The 21,695-nt window shown below is 43.9% G+C and carries 13 protein-coding genes and 4 tRNA genes; 6 read left to right on the top strand and 11 right to left on the bottom strand.

Going from position 1 to position 21,695, the window contains the following annotated elements; genetic code table 11:
* The first annotated feature begins 14 nt into the window (after positions 1 to 14).
* A complete protein-coding gene (locus tag HGO26_RS14235; RefSeq protein ID WP_168825952.1) occupies positions 15 to 1,187 on the top strand; it encodes a winged helix-turn-helix domain-containing protein in 1,173 nt (390 codons plus the stop codon).
* On the opposite strand, the gene HGO26_RS14230 is transcribed toward HGO26_RS14235, so the two are convergent.
* From HGO26_RS14230 to ubiK, 3 genes are all read right to left on the bottom strand, one after another.
* A complete protein-coding gene (locus tag HGO26_RS14230) occupies positions 1,184 to 1,531 on the bottom strand; it encodes a hypothetical protein (protein WP_168825950.1) in 348 nt (115 codons plus the stop codon). The genes HGO26_RS14235 and HGO26_RS14230 overlap by 4 nt on opposite strands.
* A 36-nt stretch (positions 1,532 to 1,567) precedes the next feature.
* Positions 1,568 to 1,933, bottom strand: coding sequence for a hypothetical protein (locus HGO26_RS14225; RefSeq protein WP_168825948.1), 366 nt, complete (start codon positions 1,931 to 1,933; stop codon positions 1,568 to 1,570).
* 94 nt (positions 1,934 to 2,027) lie between these two features.
* A complete protein-coding gene (ubiK, locus tag HGO26_RS14220) occupies positions 2,028 to 2,282 on the bottom strand; it encodes a ubiquinone biosynthesis accessory factor UbiK (protein ID WP_168825945.1) in 255 nt (84 codons plus the stop codon).
* 234 nt (positions 2,283 to 2,516) lie between these two features.
* Here ubiK and rep point away from each other — a divergent pair, with 234 nt between their 5' ends.
* A complete protein-coding gene (gene rep, locus HGO26_RS14215; RefSeq protein WP_131523358.1) occupies positions 2,517 to 4,529 on the top strand; it encodes a DNA helicase Rep in 2,013 nt (670 codons plus the stop codon).
* Positions 4,530 to 4,576: 47 nt separating this feature from the next.
* Here rep and HGO26_RS14210 read toward each other — a convergent pair whose 3' ends face one another.
* Complete coding sequence (locus HGO26_RS14210) at positions 4,577 to 7,225, bottom strand: sensor domain-containing phosphodiesterase (protein WP_168825943.1); 2,649 nt, start codon at positions 7,223 to 7,225, stop codon at positions 4,577 to 4,579.
* Positions 7,226 to 7,431: 206 nt separating this feature from the next.
* On the opposite strand from HGO26_RS14210, the gene HGO26_RS14205 reads away from it, so the two are divergent.
* The 4 genes from HGO26_RS14205 to HGO26_RS14190 all read left to right on the top strand — a co-directional run bounded on the left by HGO26_RS14205 (position 7,432) and on the right by HGO26_RS14190 (position 7,979).
* Positions 7,432 to 7,508: transfer RNA gene (locus HGO26_RS14205), tRNA-Arg, on the top strand.
* A 53-nt stretch (positions 7,509 to 7,561) separates the two neighbouring features.
* A tRNA-His gene (locus HGO26_RS14200) sits at positions 7,562 to 7,637 on the top strand.
* A gap of 32 nt (positions 7,638 to 7,669) precedes the next feature.
* Positions 7,670 to 7,746 (top strand) — tRNA-Pro (locus HGO26_RS14195).
* Between the two features lie 156 nt (positions 7,747 to 7,902).
* Positions 7,903 to 7,979: transfer RNA gene (locus HGO26_RS14190), tRNA-Pro, on the top strand.
* A 260-nt stretch (positions 7,980 to 8,239) separates the two neighbouring features.
* Here the strand turns inward: HGO26_RS14190 and HGO26_RS14185 are convergent.
* From HGO26_RS14185 to HGO26_RS14155, 7 genes are all read right to left on the bottom strand, one after another.
* Positions 8,240 to 10,159, bottom strand: coding sequence for a bifunctional diguanylate cyclase/phosphodiesterase (locus tag HGO26_RS14185; RefSeq protein WP_105250451.1), 1,920 nt, complete (start codon positions 10,157 to 10,159; stop codon positions 8,240 to 8,242).
* An 8-nt stretch (positions 10,160 to 10,167) separates the two neighbouring features.
* Complete coding sequence (locus HGO26_RS14180; protein ID WP_168825934.1) at positions 10,168 to 10,875, bottom strand: transglutaminase-like cysteine peptidase; 708 nt, start codon at positions 10,873 to 10,875, stop codon at positions 10,168 to 10,170.
* A gap of 19 nt (positions 10,876 to 10,894) precedes the next feature.
* Positions 10,895 to 11,503, bottom strand: coding sequence for an OmpA family protein (locus HGO26_RS14175; RefSeq protein ID WP_105250449.1), 609 nt, complete (start codon positions 11,501 to 11,503; stop codon positions 10,895 to 10,897).
* Positions 11,500 to 12,921, bottom strand: a complete 1,422-nt coding sequence (locus HGO26_RS14170; RefSeq protein ID WP_105250448.1) for a TolC family outer membrane protein — start codon at positions 12,919 to 12,921, stop codon at positions 11,500 to 11,502. The genes HGO26_RS14175 and HGO26_RS14170 overlap by 4 nt, the downstream gene beginning before the upstream one ends.
* A 29-nt stretch (positions 12,922 to 12,950) precedes the next feature.
* Complete coding sequence (locus HGO26_RS14165; RefSeq protein WP_168825932.1) at positions 12,951 to 14,333, bottom strand: HlyD family type I secretion periplasmic adaptor subunit; 1,383 nt, start codon at positions 14,331 to 14,333, stop codon at positions 12,951 to 12,953.
* Complete coding sequence (locus tag HGO26_RS14160) at positions 14,330 to 16,507, bottom strand: type I secretion system permease/ATPase (RefSeq protein ID WP_105250446.1); 2,178 nt, start codon at positions 16,505 to 16,507, stop codon at positions 14,330 to 14,332. Before HGO26_RS14160 ends, HGO26_RS14165 begins: the two co-directional genes overlap by 4 nt.
* 90 nt (positions 16,508 to 16,597) lie before the next feature.
* Positions 16,598 to 21,695 (bottom strand): VCBS domain-containing protein (locus tag HGO26_RS14155; RefSeq protein WP_168825929.1); only part of this gene is annotated, 5,098 nt, incomplete at its 5' end.

The following is a 21,695-nucleotide window of genomic DNA, read 5'->3' as shown; positions in this document are numbered from 1 at the left end:
AATTTGGAGAATCGATGTCTAATCCCTTTTCACCCCGCGAGTGGCTGCAATTAAATATGCAGCAGCAAGGATTATTGCAACCATATACCTCAGTCGCCGAGGCAATTTCACGTCTCAGTTATGTACAAATTGACTCTATCAACGTGGTTGAGCGAGCGCATCATCATGTGCTGCATAGTCGTATGCCAGAATATCAGCCAAAGATGCTCGATATGGCTTTAGCCAAAGGAGAGATCTTCGAATATTGGTCCCATGCGGCAGCTTATTTACCGATTGCCGATTACCGTTTTAGTTTGCAGCGTAAACAACAGCTGCAAAATGGCGGTAAGCATTGGTTTGAGCCCGACGATAAAATAATGCAGGAAGTGCGGGCGCGAATCCTTGCAGAAGGGCCACTCAAGGCCAGTGATTTTGAACACAGTGAAGCTAAAAACGGTACCTGGTGGGATTGGAAGCCCGCGAAAAAAGCCCTAGAGCAGCTGTTTATGCGTGGTGAGTTGATGGTGGTGCGGCGGGAAAAATTCCAGAAGGTTTACGATCTCACTGCGCGTGTGTTGCCACAAGATATAAATGCCAAAGCACCGACAGATAGTGAGTTTACGCGCTATTTGATTGATCGTTATCTTGATGCCCACGCCTTCGGTACTGCGGCGCAAATGGCTTATTTACGCAAAGGTATGAAATCAGCAGTAGCCCAAGAATTGGCAGAGTTGTTAGCTCACGGGTTATTAGCGTGTTTTAAGGCTGCGGGCCAAAGCTACTTTTATCGCCCTTCATTACAGCTAAATGCACTATTACCTAATAAAGTGTGGCTGCTTAATCCCTTCGATAATTTATTGATCCAACGGCAAAGATTAAAGCAATGGTTTGATTTTGATTATCAAATTGAAGTCTATGTCCCAGCCGAAAAGCGTCAGTATGGTTATTATTCTTTAGCAATTCTGTGGCGCGACACTTTTGTTGGCCGCGTGGATGTGAAAGCCGATCGCCAAGCTAGCCTATTGCTATTACAGCAATTGATTTTAGAAGAGGGTGTGATGGTGAATGGCTTAGATGAGGATTTCTGTGCGGCCTTTGATATCGCAGTCAGTGAATATGCTCGTTTCAATGGTTGTGACCGCTGGAAGTTAGTTAAGGCTAACCATAAAGGCCTTAAGCAAAAGTATGCTCGCCAACAAAAGCTTTAATTATTTGTCTCTTTAGTTGGAGCATCCATAAAGCGAAAGCAGCCATACAGTAAGATTAGATACAGCAGTGGCAACGCAGCAATGACTAAAGATGAAGAAGTCGCAGTGCTATCGCTCGTAATGCGATAACAGGGGATATACACGGCGGGATAAATTAGGCTTCCCCATAGAAAACACTGATTCATCAATCGATAGATAAAAGCGGGTTTAATGCTTGATTGACTGGCCAGTCCCATCAAACTGGCGAGAAGCACACCAGGATAAGTGAGTAGCGGCAGGCCACCAAGCAACAATAATCCCCAAAGAAGATAGTCCTGATAGTGTGTGCTGATTGTGACATCCATTGTAGCTTCATTCCTTGATTGTTCGACGCTAAAGCATTAAGTCTGTTTATGCTCTGGTTGCAGCGGTGGCTTTACTGCCAGCCCTTGCTGCATCTTAAGCCAAAAGCTTTGCTGACATAGATTGCTAAAGGATTTTTGCTGCGGCGAAATCGCAATATGAGCTGTTACAACCCGATAGCTGAGCCAATAATCTTCACAAACCATGTCTGACTCATAAGCTTGTTTATCTTGCTCGCTTAGCTTGCTAATCACAACCCCGTTATCGAAGTGATAAAGCGTTATTGACTCACAAATCTCCACATTATCATCGTGATAGGTTTGTTGCTTGTTTGATTGGCTTACCACATAGACAGGGCTTGGATAGCCTTCAATAGCAAGGATATAGCTGGCGAGTTGTTGCATTATTTCCCCAAGTGACTCAATGCTTGAAGTGTTAAAAACAAAAAAGCACAGCTGCGCTATCGCTAACTGTGCTCTTTCAAACATGCATGATAAGTTAGCCCGCCGCGTTGAGCTTTTTTTCTAACTCATTGACTTGAGCTTGTAGGGCTTCTAATTTTTCGCGGGTTTTCAGTAGTACATGTTGCTGCACATCAAATTCTTCACGGGAAACCATATCCAACTTGAGCAATTGATTTTGCAGTACTTGCTTACTGCGCTCTTCAAATTCACCGGTAAATTGCTTTAGACCGCTGGGCAAACTTTCGCTCAATTGCTTCGCCATTTCTTCGATTTTCTTTGGATTGATCATAATCTTGTCCGCCTCTTTACTGAATAGCTCGATTGTAACTCAGTACGTTAGCTTTCAAAAGTAAAGCAGACGCGTGAACACTTTAGTTGGCTGTTGTTGGGGTTTATATCACGGAGAAGCTTATCTACAGAGTTGAGTTCAGCTCAACCTAAGCGGGGATTTGTTAGCCTTAAAACTGTCGATTCTGCTATGATCCCATCCCTTTCTGTCGACTTGTTTGGATATTGCGCAAAGATGAAACTCAATCCCGCCCAAAACGATGCTGTTCATTATGTTTCAGGCCCTTGCCTAGTCTTGGCGGGTGCGGGTAGTGGTAAAACGCGCGTAATTATCAATAAAATCGCTTACTTGGTCGAAAAGTGTGGCTATAAGGCGCGCAATATCGCGGCGGTGACCTTTACCAATAAGGCTGCCCGCGAGATGAAAGAGCGGGTCGCTCAGTCGATGGGCCGCAAGGAAGCCAGAGGTCTGTGGATTTCAACCTTCCACACTTTAGGGCTTGAGATCATTAAACGTGAGCATAAGGTCTTAGGCTTAAAGCCAGGCTTTTCGCTGTTTGATGATCAAGATACCTTGGCACTGCTCAAAGAGTTAACCCAAGACGAGTTGGATGAAGATAAAGATTTACTCAAAGCGCTCGCCAGTACGATTTCAAACTGGAAGGGTGGCTTAGTTATTCCCGAGCATGCACGCAAAATCGCTAAAGATGAGCAACAGCACTTATTTGCTATGTTGTATCAGCGTTATGCTCAACATATGAAAGCCTATAACGCTTTAGATTTTGACGATTTGATTCTGATGCCAACCTTATTGTTACGCCACCATGAAGAAGTGCGTACGCGCTGGCAAACCAAGATCCAATATTTGCTGGTGGACGAATATCAAGATACCAATACCAGCCAATATGAAATGGTAAAGCTGTTAGTGGGTGAGCGGGCGCGCTTTACTGTGGTGGGGGACGACGATCAGTCTATCTATTCATGGCGCGGTGCTAAGCCACAAAACCTCGTGTTATTGGGTAAAGATTTTCCGCAGCTTAAGCTGATTAAACTGGAGCAGAACTACCGTTCTAGCCAGCGGATCCTACGGGCTGCGAACATTCTTATCGCGAATAATCCCCATGTTTATGATAAAGCCCTGTTTAGCGAGCTTGCCTATGGTGAGCCGTTGCGGGTGCTGTTTGCCGCCAATGAGGAGCAAGAGGCTGAACGTGTTGTTGCCGAAATTGTGCGTCACAAGTTTGTCGGCCGTACTCAGTTTGGCGATTATGCGATTTTGTATCGGGGCAATCATCAATCACGGTTGCTCGAACGCGCACTGATGACGAACCGTATTCCTTATAAATTGAGTGGTGGTACGTCATTTTTTGCTCGTGCTGAAATTAAAGACATCATGGGCTATCTAAAGCTCGTGGTGAATCCCGATGACGATAATGCTTTCCTGCGCATCGTTAATTTGCCTAAACGTGGCATAGGTCCATCAACCTTAGAGCGTTTAGGTAATTTTGCCAACGAGAAGCATATTTCTATGTTTGCGGCGATTTTTGAGCCTGAACTGAATCATCATTTACCGCCTGCGGCTATGTCATCTTTGTATCAGTTTGGTCGTTTTATCGTGGAGACTGGGGATCATGCTGAACGTGGTGAACCCGTCGAGGCGGTGAAGCATTTGATCCGTAAGATCAATTATGAAGATTACTTATACGAAACCAGCACCAGTGCCAAGGCCGCTGAAATGCGGATGAAAAATATCTCAGAGCTTTACCGTTGGGTGACTGAGATGCTCGCGGGTGATGAGTTAGATGAGCCTATGACCTTGCCAGAGGTGGTGACTCGATTGACGCTCAGGGACATGATGGAGCGCAATAGTGAGGATGAAGGCGGCGATCAGGTGCAGTTGATGACCTTGCATGCTTCTAAGGGCTTAGAGTTTCCCTTCGTGTTTATGGTTGGAGTAGAAGAGCGTATTTTGCCCCATCAAACCAGCATAGACGAAGATAACGTCGATGAGGAGCGTCGGTTGGCGTATGTGGGTATTACTCGAGCTCAACGAGAGCTTTGGTTCACCCTCTGCCGCGAAAGGCGCCAATTTGGTGAAACCATGCGTTGTGAACCAAGCCGTTTCTTACTTGAGTTACCTCAAGATGATGTGGTGTGGGAAAATCGTAAGCCACAACAAACGGAACAGGAGCGGATGCAAACGGGGCGAGCAAATATTTCTAGCTTAAGAGATATGTTTAAAAAATAGCGAGCGGTTTCGCTTACTATTCTTTTAAATCAGCTACTTATTTTTTACTAGGCATATTCGAGCTGAGCACATATCTGTGGTTGGGTTTCACATAAGGTAAAAGTGTCGGCTAAAGAAGCCCCCTGGCCCAGCTGATAACCCAGTTCACTGAAGATACGTTTTTGTTCAGGGTTATCAATGCCATCGACAAAGGTTTGAAGCTCTAAGGTTGATGCCGTTTTTTGATAGGCTGACATTAACTTAAGCTGTTGCTTGCCTTGTATTTGTTTGGTGAGGTTGGCATCGAGTTTTAAGCCTTTTATCGGCAGAAACAATAAGCTATTTAATGCACTATAGCCGCTACCGTACTGGCTGATACCGAGTTTTACCCCGAGCTTCTGCAACAATTCAAAGCCATTGATATGATTTTCAGTTTCCTGCACTAGGGCTTTTTCATTGAAGAATAACCACAAATGGCTCAGGTTTAACTGGGTTTGCTTGAGAGTGTTTTTCAAACTGCGCAGTACATGCTTATGCTTGAGATGTTGGCTCGAAAGCATGACATGTAATTCAACAGATTCATCATATTGCTTGAGGAGTTGGGGATAGCTGCTATCTATGATGCTGATCGTATATTTATCGAGCTCAACGGTAAGGTGTGACTGTTCAGCAAGCGTGCTAAGTTGTTCCTGCTGTAAGAGTCCACGCTGCGGATGTTGCCAGAACAGGCGGCTTTCTAATGCATGCACTTGACCTGTTTTAAAATTGACTACTGGTAAGTAACTAAGCTGGATTTCAGCATGGTGTAATGCATGTCTAAATTCAGTTTCTAACTCGACATCCTGCATGGCCTGATGTTGGGCGTTATCATCAAAAATAACATAGCAGCCTTTACCATTGGCTTTCGCCTGATACATGGCAGTATCTGCATTACGTAACATAGATTCACTGGTATCGATTCTGTGTTTGCCACTGATGGTGATACCGATGCTGGCTCCAGAACTAAATTCCATTGTGCCAAGTCGATAGGGCTGGGATATTTTTTGGATCACTCTTTCTGATATATCTTTCGCGTCGTTGATGTTGTTAATGCTATCGAGCAGTATCACAAACTCATCGCCACCGAGTCGCGCTAAGGTGTCGTTATCACGTATGCAGGACTTGAGGCGGCTTGCCGTCTCAATTAAGAATTTATCACCCTCTAGGTGTCCCATAGTGTCGTTAATCTGTTTGAAGCGGTCGAGGTCGATAAACAGCAGGGCAAACTGTTCTAAGCTATGGCGACGAACATGCTTGATCGCTTGAGATAAACGCTCCATAAACATAGCACGATTAGGCAGGCCTGTAAGTGCATCATGTTTGGCATCGTGAACTAGCTTGGCTTCCATACTACGGCGTTGTTGAATTTCTTTCTCAAGACTTTTATTCAGTTCGGCTAACGCTTTGGTACGATCAATAACCTTTTCTTCTAGCTCTTCATAACTGCGTTGTAAGGACTCAGCGGACAGCTTTTTCTCGATAGCCGAGCCTATATGCTGTGATACAAATGTCAGTAATTCTAAGTCTTTAACTTGGTAATTCTGTGTCATGCTAAAACTGTAAATCGTTAACGCACCACGAACTTGATCATGGATAAAAAGCGGGATTCCGATCCACTGATGCATGGTTTGAGTATGATTTAACGCTGGCGCTTGGGAATACAGCTCACCAGAGGCAATTAATGCATTGATACTGCTTTGATCTAGCAGCAGTGGGCGCTTATGTTTGAGCACATATTCGGTTAAGCCGTCTTGTAGCGGCCGAGTGCCAGGGTGCTTATTGGCTAATTGCGATACATAAAAAGGAAACGTGAGGTGGGTTTCTGTGTCATCCAAAAGCGCGATATAGCAATTGTTGGCGGGAATGAGGTGTCGAATAACATTATGCAATTGGGCATAAAAGTCTGGGTTGTCTGCACTGGAACTTGCTAGCTCGGCGATTTCGAACAGTGATTTTTGTAAGCGTTCAGCTCTACGCCGTTCATAGACTTCTAGTTTTAACTTATCGTAGGCTTGGCTGAGTTCTTTTGTCCTTTGCTGGATAGCTTGTTCTAATTGTTCTTGATGTTTTAGTCGTTCCATGACCCCAGCAATATGGTGACAAATGAACGTCATTAACTCGAGTTCGATTTCACCATAACTGATGTTTGTGTCATAGGTTTGCACCACTAACACACCCGTTACTATGTCATCTTGTTTGATGGGCACGCCCAGCCACAGATGACAGGGAGAACCTAAATTAACAATTTCTCCAGCGGCAATCAGTTCATTGACTGTGTCATTGTTACACAACAACGCTTTCCCAGTTCTGAGTACGTAGCCTGTTAATCCTTGCTGTAATAATGTAGATAGTGATTGTTCAGGATAAAGCTCCGCTGGATGGGCATCTTTCTCATCAGCGAAAAAGGGGATGGCGAGTTCACCTGTGTGAGTATCCAGGGTTGAAATAAAAAAATTATCAGCGGGAATCAGCTGTTTTAGATGGCTATGTACGCCGACATAGAATTCTTCGAGTGAAGAAGCATGGGTCGCAATATTGGATATTTCGAGTAATGCGTTTTGAATGATCTCAGCATGCTTATATTTATGCGCTAATTGTTTTAAGCGAATAATTTTTTTGCGTAAGCGTTCAGTTTCACTCACACGCGGCTGGCCAGTTTCATCTTCATCCTTAAACATGATACTCACTAGTTAAATATATGTTTGCTTTTACCAAAGTCTATAATTAGCATGAAATACTGTAACATCCAAGTCATATTTTGGCTGCATTCCGCTTTAAAAGTCAGCTAATGTGATAAAACTTGAGCAGTCAGTAAAAAAAGTGCAAAACAGCTATAGACTCAAAGGGGATTTGACCCTAGTATATGCGGCGCTAACCAAGGCGAGCGCCCATAGCTCAGCTGGATAGAGCGCACCCCTCCGGAGGGTGAGGCCGAAGGTTCGAATCCTTTTGGGCGCACCACTTCCGAATAGAGTTGTGAGCTTTAAGGTTAGTAAAGTAAGTGAAAATCAGTGGTGATTGTAGCTCAGTTGGTAGAGTCCCGGATTGTGATTCCGGTTGTCGTGGGTTCGAGCCCCATCAGTCACCCCATTCATTTACTTTGATATAAAGATTTTCATTCTCGGTGATTAGCGCAGTCCGGTAGCGCATCTGGTTTGGGACCAGAGGGTCAGAGGTTCGAATCCTCTATCACCGACCAAATTCTTCGCGTGACTAGCGAGCTTAATGTAAGTTAAGTAAATAGTTAATGTTTTACGGTGATAAGCGCAGTCCGATAACGCATCCAGATGTTTTGGATGAAAGTGGACGAGAGGGTGAACCGTCTAAGCGTATGTAAATAATAGTGCAAAATTTACGGTGATTAGCGCAGTCCGGTAGCGCATCTGGTTTGGGACCAGAGGGTCAGAGGTTCGAATCCTCTATCACCGACCAAATAAGTAGAAAAGCCTCAGCATTCATTAATGAATACACTGAGGCTTTTTTGCATTGGCGAAATGGAACTTACTCACTGACATTATCATGTTTGTTGTCGCTTGATAGCGCATCCTCAATGAGTATAGAAGTTGGCTACAGTTCTTAATTACACCTGGCAGACTTGCAGAACTGTATTGGCATAGTCACTCAACCGTAGAAAAACAAAAAGCTCCTTACGAAGCTTTTTTGTTTGCAAAATGACTTCTTAAGAATACGGCTTAATCAAGATTCACTGGCGGGGCGATAAAGCCTTGATAGGCATCTGTTCTAAGCTCGTTAAAACGTTCTAGCTGAGCCTTTTCTTGAATACCCGTCACTATGACTTGAATGTCCAATCCTTTTGCTACGTTGATTAGGGCGCGGCACAATTCGCTATTGTGGTGTGTCTCATCATAGTAGGCGAAGGATTGATCCAGCTTCACATAGCTAGGTCTTAATTCCTGTAGATAAGACATAGAGCCAAACTGACGACCAAAGTGGTCAATACCAAACTTAGCACCGTTATCGCGAATGATGTTACATAAGTGCTGGCATGACTTAAGATCACTATAAACACCAGCCTCAGGGATTTCGAAGCAGATGCGCTCAATAAATGTGGCATTTCGCAAAAATTGATTTAGCCACTCATGGAACTGAGGATCGTTAATACTTTGGTGGGTTAAGTTAATTGCGAGCGGTTCATAGCTCCGCTCGAGCAGTTTTTGCTCGTAGACAGTTTCAATTAAGCATTTATCGAGTAAGGCACCAAGTGATAATAACTCGATATACGGCATAAATTGCCCTGCATGGGCGAGTTGATCACCAAGCTCTAATTGGCAATACAATTCCCGTTGCGCTATGCCATCACCATCGCAAAATTGGATGGGTTGCCATCTAAACTTAAACTTCTTATTGCTGATAGCATGGCTGAGGTTATCGCGCCATTGCTCGCGGGTGAATAATTGCTGCTCTGTGGTTTCAAACCAGTGGAAGGTTTTATTTTCTTGTAACGCTTTTTGAAGGGCATTGTCGGCTTGGGCCAAAATATCCGACACATTCATTTGCCCAATACGTTCCGCAATACCGATAGCAAAGTCTTCGTTGGGCTTACAGCCTGCTTTTGACATTTCTTGATTGATGGTACGGATAAGTGTTTGTAAATATTTGCTGATCTGATCGTGTTCAACATCGGTCACTAAAAATGCAAATTCATAGGCTGCAATACGCCCTATGACCGAAGGCGTTATTTCGTTTAATTGTTGTTGAAACTTTTCTGCGAGGATCCGTATGGTTTCATCTCGAACTTGATAGCCATATTTACTGTGCACTTCTTCGAGCCAGTCGAGCTTGGCGAGGAATAAAGCGCCGCTGCTAGGTTCACTTAACCAACCATTTAAACGGCTTACTACATATTGGCGGTTAGGCAGGCCTGACGCCGGATCGACAAGATTCTTCTTACGTAACGCGCCAACCTCTTCGTCAAGAGAATGGAACACTTGTTTCAATTGAGCTGACATGCTGTTAAATGCAGTCACTAAGTCTTTTAATTCGGTTGTTTTGGGTAGTGCCATGTCTGGACCAAATTGGCGTGCTGCGATACTTTTCGCGTGTTCAGACAGGGTGTGGAGAGGTTTCAATATCCATGTTAAGCCTACTCTTGCTGTAAAAATAGCAACGAGAAAAAGTAGTGAAAAGGCGATGATGGTATTGGACATGATTCGCCATAGTTCATGATAACCAAAACCAGGATGAGCAGTGATTTCAAGCTGTGCTAGCTGCAGCCAACCTGAGGTGATAGTGCTTTGTTTTTTGATGGTTTTAAACAGATCTAGATTTATAAACCATTGAGGGACATCTTCAATTTTTAAAGGATTATTCCACTCTTGTTGCTTACCATCGACCATCCAAGTCAATTTTACATTTTGATAGTAACCACCTTCAAAAATAACATTCACTAAGGTTTCTGCCGCTGCGGTATCGCCAGCTTCGAGTGCTGGGGTAAGCATTAGACCGAGTGAAGTGCTGGCATTGTTTAGATCGGACTCCATTTGCTTTGTTAAAAAGCTTTGAGTCTCAGTGAATTGCACATAGCCAAGGCTTGCAACTACAAGCAAGAACAGGCTAAAAAGCAGCGAATAAATCTGTCTAAACAGTGTCATTTTTGGTGCTACTCCAGTTTTAATTTTGGTTGCCTAAGACGGTCAACACCTAATCTATGGTTAAGATCGTTCCATTTTTCTAATCGTTTTGAGGACCCTGCCAGTACGCCTCGACCTTGCTCTTTATTGAGCCATAACTGTTTACCGTTAAAGCTATAAACAGGCAGTAGATCTTTTCTTTTTGTGGCGGGTTTTATTTCATGGTCAAGATTATCGAGCACTAAAGGAATTGATGATGGTGTTTCATAGTAAGCCAATACCATATGGTATTGATTAACCGTAGTGGCTTTAACCATAGTGATCCGCATCTTGTCCTCTTGAACACCAAGTTGGAGTAGGGTGAAGTATTTTGCGATCGAAAAGTCTTCGCAATCACCGCCATTCACACCAATAAACTCCATCGGCGTTGCCCAATAATTCGAGTCTCCCCATAATTTACTGTCATCCACAAAACGGAATAAATTAAAAAAGTTATTCACCTTCAATAACTTTTCTTTTTCATCTAGCGTACTCGTTTCCGATAACACTTTGAACCAAGCCCTTGCTCGCATTCCAGCACGTTCGCCGTAATGTTTTTCTAGGGTTGAAGTTATCTTCACTTCATCAAGGTTTTGTGTGGGGGCCGCATATAGGCAACATATGCCTAAGGCTGACGCTATTAGGCTAAAGCGGCAGACTCGCAATAATGAATCTTTATAATCAAGTCTGCCGTTCATAACCTAATGTGTTAGTCCTTTATTTTGAGTTGTCATCGACCGAGTAAATTGTCCATTTCATGTCTGCTGCCGTATCATCACCAGTGACTTCTGCAACAACACGACGGTTACGAATTTCTGCTTCCGGCGTCTGTTCTAAAACAATTGGGCGGCTAGAACCATATCCAATAGCAGTTAATCGACTTCTATCAATACTAAAGCGTTCAGCCAGTACTGCGGTGACAGCATTTGCACGTTCTTGAGATAATACTGTATTTCGTTCATCGGTTCCTGTGCGACTCGTGTGACCTTCGATAGTCACTTTGGTCGTTGGATACTGACGTAGAAAAATAGCCACCTCTTCAATTTGAGGATAGTACTCAGGCGCAATATAAGCAGAGTCATTCGGGAATAAAATATTTATTTCCTTTCGCTCGTTAATCGCTTTTATTTTGCCACAGCCATAGTTATCAATACCTGCCCCTTGGGCGGTGTCGTTGCAGCGTTCACGGGCTTCAATGACACCATCGCTATCTTTATCAGATAGATCATAGGTTTGAGTTGTGACCATTTCGTCAATATTAACCGTATCGCGCATCGAACAACCAGCTAAAAGAGTGACACTTAGAAAAAATGTGAGAGTTTTCATTTGTTAGCTCCTCCTTCATAATTGCGCTCACCGCGCCACGCATCAGGTCTAGTCACTTTAAGTGAGTCTAATAATCGCCCTGTAGAATTGAGCACGCGATACTTAGCAATAACTTCATCATATTCAGCTTGTAAGTAGTCTTTACGCGCCTCGAAGAGTTCATTTTCGGTATCTAATAAGTCGAGTAAACTGCGTTGGCCTAAGTTAAACTGTTGTGCATAGGCTGTTTGAGTATCCTTTGCGGCCACGACATGATCGCGAATATATTGTTTTTGCGGCGCTAGCATTTCAAATGCGTTCCAAGCTAGGTTTACCCCTTCAACAACTTCACGTTGGGCACGTTGGCGGATTTCTTTCGCTTCACCTAACTTGTAAGCAGTTTCTTTTTCACGGGCAAGATCTTTACCACCCGCAAATAAGTTGTATCTCACCCTCACCATGGCGACGAGATCGTTACTATGGCCACCCACATCACTGCGGAAAGCACCAGCACCTGATATTCCATCTTCGCCGCTAATATCGTTATTCCAGTTACCATTCAGTTCTAAAGAAACCTGAGGATAGTAATTGGATTGTACTGAAGAGCGTTCATTTTCAGCGGCACTAATATCGTTTGCTGCAGATTTGAGTATGGGGTGATTCTCTTGCGCAACAATAATGCCAGAGCTAAGATCCTTTGGCAGCATGTCTGCATCTGGCACTGGTAATATTAAGTCTGCCGGTGCCGCCGCTACAATTTTGACGTACTGTGCTTTTGCATCAAGTAAATTGTTGCGAGCAGAAATAACGTTAGCATTAGCACGCGCCAAACGTCCCGAGATTTGGGATAGATCTGCGATTGAGCCTAAACCTGAGTCAGTACGTTGTTTAATCTGGTCATAAATTTCTTTATGGCTGTTAAGGTTTTTCTCGGCTAATTTTAACACTTCATCGGTGCGTAAATAGTTGAGATAGACTTTACTGACATCGAGTGCCATATCTTCAGCTGCAGCAAGCAGTGCCCATTGGTCTGCGCTAGCTTCAAAGCTATAACGATCAACTTCACTGCTGGTGTAGAAACCATCGAAAAGCATTTGTTTTATGCTAACACCAAACTCTCCGGGATTTAATTCAGCCACCCCTTTGCTATCGACTTCGCCGATATTGGGTCGTCTACGTGTCGATACGCTGTCGGTTTGTTCGTAACCGTAGCCACCATTGACATCAATAGTTGGCATATAGCCTGCTATCGCTTGATTAACTTGTTCTTCTCGCGCTTTAAAGCGGTTGAATGCCACTCGTAAATCTGGGTTTGTATCTAGCGTATGTGCAACGGCTTGTTCTAACGTCTGACTTTGAGCCGATAAAGGTAACAGGATTAATGACAGCACTATGGCTATCTTTGAACATTGAAATTGTCGTATTGCTGAAGTCTTCATGACCAACCTCCCGGTTTATAAAAAAAGGCTTAGTGCTCTCTGAGCGCTGTGTCCTTAGCCCTTAAAATTGGATTTAAAATGTACTCAAGTATGGATCTTTGCCCCGTGATAACGTCAACTGAAGTTAACATTCCCGGAATAATTGGCATCTGTGTGCCATCGTTTTTGGTTAAACTAGATTCTGCAGTCCTAACTCTGATGAGATAGTAGCTATTGCCTTCTTCATCTTGAGAAGTGTCGGCACTAATATGTTCGACAGTTCCTTTAAGGCCGCCATAGCGGGTAAAATCATAGGCGGTAATTTTTACTACGGCGGGTAATCCTGGATGTAAGAAAGCGATATCTTTAGGCAAGATTTTAGTTTCTATCAGCAGTTGATCTTCCGACGGAACTATCTCGATAATATCGATCCCAGGTTGCACTACACCACCCAGTGTATTGATATGTGTGGTTTTAATGGTGCCATTAACAGGGGAGGTGATAATCGCCTTACTGACTTTATCCTGCGCGCCAACTTGTGCTTCATTCATGCGAGAGAGGCGGGTTTGAGTTTCATTGAGCTGCGCGCGCAGCTCTGCAGCGTAAACAAATACGGCTTCACGGCGTTTTAAGATAGCCTCATCTAATGCCGCTTTTACTTTAGGGCGGAGTAAACGCATTGAATTCAATTCACCTTGCAAGTCGTTTACCGTGCGTTCGAGTTTGAGTAACTCAACTTCAGGAACAATACCTTTTTTGGCTAAAGGTCGAGTGAGTTCAAGCTCGCGGGATATTAGCTGCATGCTCGTCGTTAATGTCGTTGTTTTAGAGGCGAGATCATCAATTTCTTGCTGTCTTTGTTGAATTTGACGTACGAGGATCTCAAGTTGGTTACTTAAGTTATCTAAGCGTCCGTTGTATTCCTCTTGTTGTCTTTTCACTAAGGCGGGTTCCGCAGCAATGATAGCCTCAGGGAATATCAATGCTTCTTTAGTGATTAGCACTTGTTCACGCCAATCAGAGGTCATGTCTGATATTAGAATGCTGTCGAGTTCGGCGCGCATGCGGATAGCATTGGTTTTTAAGCCATAAACCTCTTGCTCTTGTTGAGCAAAGTCGGAGCGAAAGCGGGTATCATCAATACGCACTAAAGGCTGCCCTTTTGTGACTATCTCACCTTCTTGAACGTAGAGTTCTTGCATTATGCCGCCATCTAGACTTTGGATCACTTGAACTTGTGATGAAGGAATCACTTTTCCCGTTCCAGTAGTAACCTTATCTAATTGAGCAAACCCCGCCCACAGTAAAAAACACACTACCATAGCAGCAAGTGCCCATATGATTAATCTGTGTCCGCTGGGAGCGTCTGTCATCATGGCGCCATAGACATCATCAACCATGTCTAAGTCGTTTGTTGTTAAATGTTTACTCATCTTTTAGCCTCTCCGTTCACTAGGCCAAAATTGAGTTTTTCTAGCACTTCTGCTTTAGGTCCATCGGCAACCACATGGCCGCGTTCAAGTACAATAATGCGGTCGACGAGTTGCAATAAATGCATCTTGTGGGTAATAAGAATTAACGTTCTATCTTTGCTGACATTTTGCATTGAACGAATAAATTGTTGTTCAGCGCGAGCATCTAAACTCGCCGTAGGCTCATCCATCAGTAACACTGGGGGATCATTCAGTGTGGCGCGAGCAAGAGCGACAGTTTGTCTTTGTCCGCGGCTGAGTGACATGCCGCCTTCGCCGACCTGTTGGTCTAGGCCTTCTGCTTCTAGGTTGGTGAATTGACTCACACCAGAAAGCTGTACCGCGCGGATGAGTTGATGTTCAGTGACTTGACGTGTACCAAATAAAATATTGTCGCGAATAGAACCATGGAATAGGGTGACATCTTGGGGTAGGTAGCCAAAATTACGACGTAAATCACTCGGATGAATCTGTGCTGAGTCTAAACCGTCGTAGCGCAAGCTTCCTGCCGTGGGTTGAAATAGCCCGACCAGTAGCTTAGCTAGCGTACTTTTACCTGAACCATTTCGACCGATAATGGCAATGCGTTCGCCAGGATTAATCGTCAGAGACATCGGATGCAACACAGGCTTTTCAGAACCTGGATAACTAAAACCAACATGATCAGCATTGATCTTGCCTATGAGTCTTTGTTTGCTAACTAAATGTCCTTTATTTTCAAACTCATCTTCTTGAGTCATGATTTCATTCAGTTGGCGTAGTGCACTGGCTGTGTGGTTTGCTCTCGTCATCAGGCCTGCAAGTTGTGCCATAGGTGAAATGGCACGGCTCGATAGCATGACCGCAGCAATAATTCCGCCCATAGATATTGCATTATCAGCCACACGATAAACGCCCAAAATCACCACGCAGACAACGGTAAATTGCACCGTAAAGTTCGCTACGTTCGATACAGAGTTGGAGAGCTTTTTGGACCTTAATTGCCAGTTTGCACTGTGGCCTATCATCTGTTGCCAGCTTTTTTGCACAATTCCTTCAGCACCATTAGCTTTAATTGACTCTAGCGCTGATAAGCTCTCAATTAAATGCCCATGTTTTAAGCTTGAAAATTTATTGCCTTCTTCGATTGCCGCTTTGAGTTTAGGTTGAATATAAAGCGTGAAGCCAATAATGATGATGCCACCAATGACTGGAACTATAGCGAGATCACCAGCGACAATAAAAATAATAATTAAGAAAAATATCGCGAAGGGGAGATCGACTAAAGTAGTGATCGTTGCCGAAGTTAAAATTTCACGAATGTTATCGAATTCACCTAACTGTTTCGCCATGCCGCCGATACTAGGAGAACGTTTTTCTAGGGGAATACCTATCGCTTTAGCAAAAAGTCGCGAAGACACAATAATATCTACTTTTTTTCCTGCAACATCGATGAGGTAACTTCTAAGTTGCCGCATGATAAGATCGAACATATAAGCAATCGCCGCACCAATCGCTAAAACCCAAAGGGATTCAAAAGCGAGGTTTGGGACGACTTTGTCATACACATTCATAATAAATAACGGTGAAACTAAGGCGAATAAATTCACCAATACAGAAGCGATTAATGCATCACGATAAATGGGTGCTGAATCTTTGAGGGTTTGGACTAACCAGTGGGTTTTATTATCGTGTAGATAAACATCGAAGCCCATGTCACCACGGTATTCTTGTTTGACTAAGAATAAATATCCCACATATAAGGCTTCGAGCGACTCAATTGTCAGTGTTTCTTCACCGCCCGTCTCGGGTAATTGAATAATTGCTTTATCTGATGCAACATCAAGTTCTCGCAATATACAGGCTTTTTTGTCTTTTAATAATAAAATACAGGGGAGCAATATAGGTGATACTTCGTTTAAGCCTTTTCGAGATAGCTTAGCCGCTAGACCCGCTCTTGAAGCCGCTTGAGGCAATAAGTCGGGTGATAACACGGTACCTGACAAGGGTAAACCTGCCGCAAGCGAATCGCTCGAGCACGGATTGCCAAAATGCTCAGTGAGTAACACTAAACAATCCAGCAAAGGATCCACTAACACTCTTTGTGAGGCTGAAATGGTCCATTGATCAATTTTTTCAGAAGCTGCAGCAGACACCTAATTACTTATCCTTTGGATTTTTATATGGTTATGGCAAGTATCGGTCATGATGGCCTATATTTCTATAGGCCATCCAAACGATTTTGTCTAAGGGATATTATGCTGCTCATTGCTATTCAATGGTGCAAGACCTGAACTTGGTTCTGGTGTGACTGGCTGAGTATCAACAATTAACGGACCGCTGCCATTAGTACCTAGTAGGCCATTAATAATGCCAGTCTCTGTTGTAGTGTTATATGCACTATACAAATCAACACCGTCAAGAACGATATGCTGCTCAAACACACCGTCTTTATTGCCATCGATATCAATCACAGTTGAACCACTAACTAAGCTAAAGTTTAAATAACTGTGTAGTGTGTTGTTACTTTCACCTTGGAGTAAATCGCTTAAATCCAATTTATCTTCATGGATATTAAAGTCAGTGATATGGTCTGTTCCCGTTTCTGCATAGCGCCAGACGAAGGTATCAGCACCGCTATCGCCTGTGAGTTTATCGTTACCTAGACCACCGATTATTGTATCGTTACCAGCACCACCAAATATAAGATCATTACCATTACCGCCGTAAAGCTGATCATTCCCACCTTGCCCATAAAGTATGTCATTACCTTGTCCGCCGATAAGAACATCAGCCTTATCGCTGGCACCAGATTGGTCAAAATCAGATGCATGCTCAGTAATATATCTATGTACTTGGGCATCGGTAACTGCAGTGACCCCTAGCTGATCAGCAACATAATCTTTGATGGCAACATAACCTTGGCCACTAATACCGTTAAAGTTGATGGCATCACCAAAGAGTATATCGTCGCCGTTACCACCGTTGATGGTATCAGATCCTGGCAGTTGGGTAATTGGAGTACCAATGATCGCATCAGCTAAATCCCCAGCGTTGATGTTAGTCAGAACATTACCGTCAGAGTCAAATGGCTTAAGATCTTCACTATCCAGTGATGGGCCTATCCCAATGGCCTGAACAATCACTCCCAGCGTTGATAGGAAAGCAAATCCTTGCTGGGAATTCGCATTCGTTCCGGTGCCGTTTGTACCCAAATTGGCAAATTGGAAACCTCCATTACCATCCGGGCGCATAAAGCCAACTGAACTTGAGCTCCAACTATTATTGTTATTTTGGGTCCATTTTAATACTTCACCGTCCTGGTTGATGATCGTACGTCCATTCTGGCTATATGTATTGCCAAATACATAACCGTTTTGGATGATACTGGATAGGTAAATACTGTTGTTTGCTCCGCTAGGGTTATAAACCTCAGGGTTTTGGCCCTCATTGTAGTTGTACTCATTAGCTTGGCCATCGGTAATAAAGTAAGCCAGATTTGTGGCACTGTTACCGCTGATGCCAGAGAACCAGTTGGCGGTCGTTTTAAATACATCTTCGTAGTTGGTGTTTCCACCTGAACGCATGTCGTCCAATGCATCTTCCAGTATCGACAGGGCATTGGGGTCTTTCATATCGACAGAAACCCAACCTTTAGAAATGCCATCAAAGTCAACTAAGAACACATTTACAGTGCCGCTGCCTTCAGCGGTAGCGCTGTTTTTCAGTGTCGTAAACACCAGTTCAAGTTGCGCTTTCATACTATTGAGCGCCGTGCTTCCAATGCTGCCAGAACTATCAACCATAAAGGCGATATTGTAGTTTTGACCTGGCAAAATAACGCTACCGTCTAAATCGCCGACCACAATGTTGTGCTCATTACCAAAGTTAAGATTTTGATCGCCAGGCTCTCCTTCATGACCACTGAAGTAGCTAAGAATGACGCTATCTGCATCTGTTGCAGTATTGGTCAGGTCTGTACCTGACTCTCTTGATACTGCTTCGACAACGAGGTTGACTTGACCTGCATATTCACCAGGAACCCTTAATGTTAATCCTGTTAGATTGACATCTAAGGATGCACTGTTCCATACGTTGCCATGATTTAGAAGAATATTACCGTCTGCATCTGCAGTCCCCATCAATGTACCGTTACTGCTGTAGAGTAAGGTGCCTTCGGGTAAACCACTGAGCTGAATGCTATCGATGCTTTCGCTACCGTCTCGATCCGCAAGTGACACATTAATTTCGATTGGATAGTCTACCGCTGTAGGCTGTTCTAATGTGAGTTCACCTGTGATTTGATTGATCGCGTATATGCCATCCTTGAATTGCACATACTCAATATCATGCAGGGCCTTAGTAACACCGATGCCATTTTCAGTTACAAAGAAGTTGAACCAACGATCATTGCTAGAGTAGCCTGTGCCTTTCTCTATTATGTAGTCTGCTCGGTTGCCAAGAAGTACGGCGATATCTGTTCCTGCACCACCGTAGAGCCCGTCATTACCTAGACCAGCAACAAGAACATCATTTCCTGTTCCGCCATAGAGAGAGTCACCTTGAACGACATCACTGCCGACGAGTATGTCATCACCATCCATACCGTAGAGTAGATCACCGCCGCCATTTGCGCTGACAAGATGATCGTTCCCCCCAGTACCGAGCAACTGATCTTGTCCGGAAGTATTATCAATAGTACGCGTACCAGTATTAAATGGTGCGGTAGTAAAATCGCCCGTACGGAATTGTTCGGTAGTGATACCTGAAGTCTTAAAGTTACTGTATAGCGGTATGCCATTATCAGTCAGAATAACGTTAACTACAGGCTTATCTGCTATAGGTAAGACAGTGATATCAAGTGCTGCTGTGGAACCAGTATTTGTTGTGTAGGTGACACTTGGCATTTCGCCTGCCCAGTTATCATTTGGGATAAACTGGAATTCACCATTAGCTTGTATTAATAAGCTACCCACGGCCAAGGTAATGGTTTGCCCAGCGTTAAAACTGGTTTGCATACCGTTATACATGACTCTGAAGCTAGTGATGCTCAGATTGCCGAGTTGATCATTGGTAAGAATATTACCCGTTACCTGCTGATCTTCGTTGACGGTATAACGATCGTCAGTCGCATCAATAACGGTAGCATTATCTGTGCCTTCAGCTGATTCATTATTAGCACTATCAATTTGAGTAGCGGTGACTGAGATTGCCTGACCAGCAGTCGGAGTAGGCTCTGTCCAAGTAATAACACCATTTGTATAGGTGTAACCTGTTGCTAGAGCACCATTACTAAATTTCAGTACGCCATTGTCAAGAATGAGGTCTACTGTACTATTATTACCTGCATTATCGATTTCTAGATGTACACTGCCGCCAGTATTAAAGTCACTCGCATTAATTTTGACCTGTATTTGAACGCCATTATTACCTATCTCTGTACTCGTCAAATACGCGTCATCATTTACATCATCGATGATGCGTACTTCAGGTGCCGAAGGTGGCGTTGTATCAACATAAACTTGTGGAATAACAGAGAAAGTACCATCTGTATGATCGCCATCTCCATCAGTGGCTCTTACTTTGAAATCAATATCACCATCGCTAGGTTGTAACATCTCTTGATATTGATGGAAGTCCCATTGACCTGTACCTGGGGTAAACTCAAGTTTGAATACCAAGTGACCAGCTGCATCAACCCCAATTAGTGTATTTGCCGTTTGGGTTATAGTGATTGCACTGCCTGCTGCCGTGAACAAATTGGTTTCATCACTACCTTGTAAGGTGAGCGAACCTTTACCATCTGCACCCCATTCTGGGGTTACTGTTCCTGATGCAAAGGCGATTGCCGGTGGTGTTGCAGTGCCTAAAAACTCAATAGCGGTAACAGTGAAGTCACTATTATCACCGCTACTTGGACCTTTGCCATTATCAAGGGCTTTGATGACCATTTTGTCAAAGCCACCTTGTAAGGCTTGGAAGTTGGCCGCATAGTTGCCACTGCTGGCATCTGAACTAAATGTTTGAGTTGCGATAAGTTGGCCATCTCGCCAAAACTCGACGACACCGACTTCTAGTTCGCCGCCAAACATATGGGAAAACTGGATATTCACGCCGTAGGCAACAGTACCTGGATCGAGAGTAATGATGATTTCTTCAGATGCAGAACTTCCATCTGCAAATTTACGGAAATCGACTTCGTTCGCGAGATTATGATAAGGAGCATCAACACTACTAACACCTATTCCACTACCACTACCAAAGATTGCGGCATCAATTAAACTTGAGTTAGTTGATGAAGTAAATCCTTTGGCTGTGATCGTAAAACCATCAAAATCAAGAAGATTGTTGTTGCCACTATAGCCAGTTAGAGAGAATAGACCGACTAAAGTATCAGGAATATCTATATTCGTTACTTCGACAGGGCTAATAGATGCGATTTCAGGTGCGTCATCTTCAACCGTAACACTAAAGCTACCTGTAGAGGTGCCACCATGATTATCATTAACAGTAATACCTATATCGAATGTAATAGTATCTTCAGATGTAGTGTCTGGATGATCCAGTGGTGCCTTTAAAGTCACATCATAGGTCCAATTGGAATCACCAGAAGTTGGAGCGGTTAGAACTACAGCCATAACTTCAACATAGGAAGAGCCGCCAATAACACCTGTGTAGCCTATTAGTGTTTGTGTATTCGCATCCCAGAGCCAATTTACAGCTTGTCCGCCTGACATTAATTCTGTTGGGCCAGAAAGTGAAACGCTTAAAGAGTCACCATCAACATCATTAATATTTATTGTGCCGCTAGCAGAAACATCATCTGTAGTATCAGAATTACCAATAACATCAATTATACCGTTAAGTAGCCCCTCTTCAGATACCGTAGCATTTGATACGGAATTTATTACTGGATAGTCGTTCGCGCCGACAATGGTGATGGTCACGGTGTGGCTGGCGGTGCCATCGGCACTGGTGACCGTGATGTCACGGGTCAGGGTTTCACCCGCCTTGAGTGACTGCACGTCGCTGTGGCTGTTGTTTAAGGTGTAGGTCCAGTTACCGTCGGCATCAATGCTGAAGAAACCGTAGTTGCCATCGGCGACATTGGTTTGCACTTGGAAGACCGCTTCGCCGTTGTCGACGTCGGTGACGGTTAAGGTGCCGGCCACCGTTTGTACTGTGCCTGGCAGGGTGTCGGAATCGCCGTCTTCGGTGACGGTGCCAGCATCGCTGTCGCCGTTACCGACCGTGATGTCAGCGGGATCGTTCGCGCCGACAATGGTGATGGTCACGGTGTGGCTGGCGGTGCCATCGGCACTGGTGACCGTGATGTCACGGGTC

It is taken from the genome of Shewanella oncorhynchi (genome assembly GCF_012584455.1).
In the GTDB taxonomy this organism is placed as follows: domain Bacteria; phylum Pseudomonadota; class Gammaproteobacteria; order Enterobacterales; family Shewanellaceae; genus Shewanella; species Shewanella oncorhynchi.
This window is presented reverse-complemented; position numbering and strand designations above follow the sequence as displayed.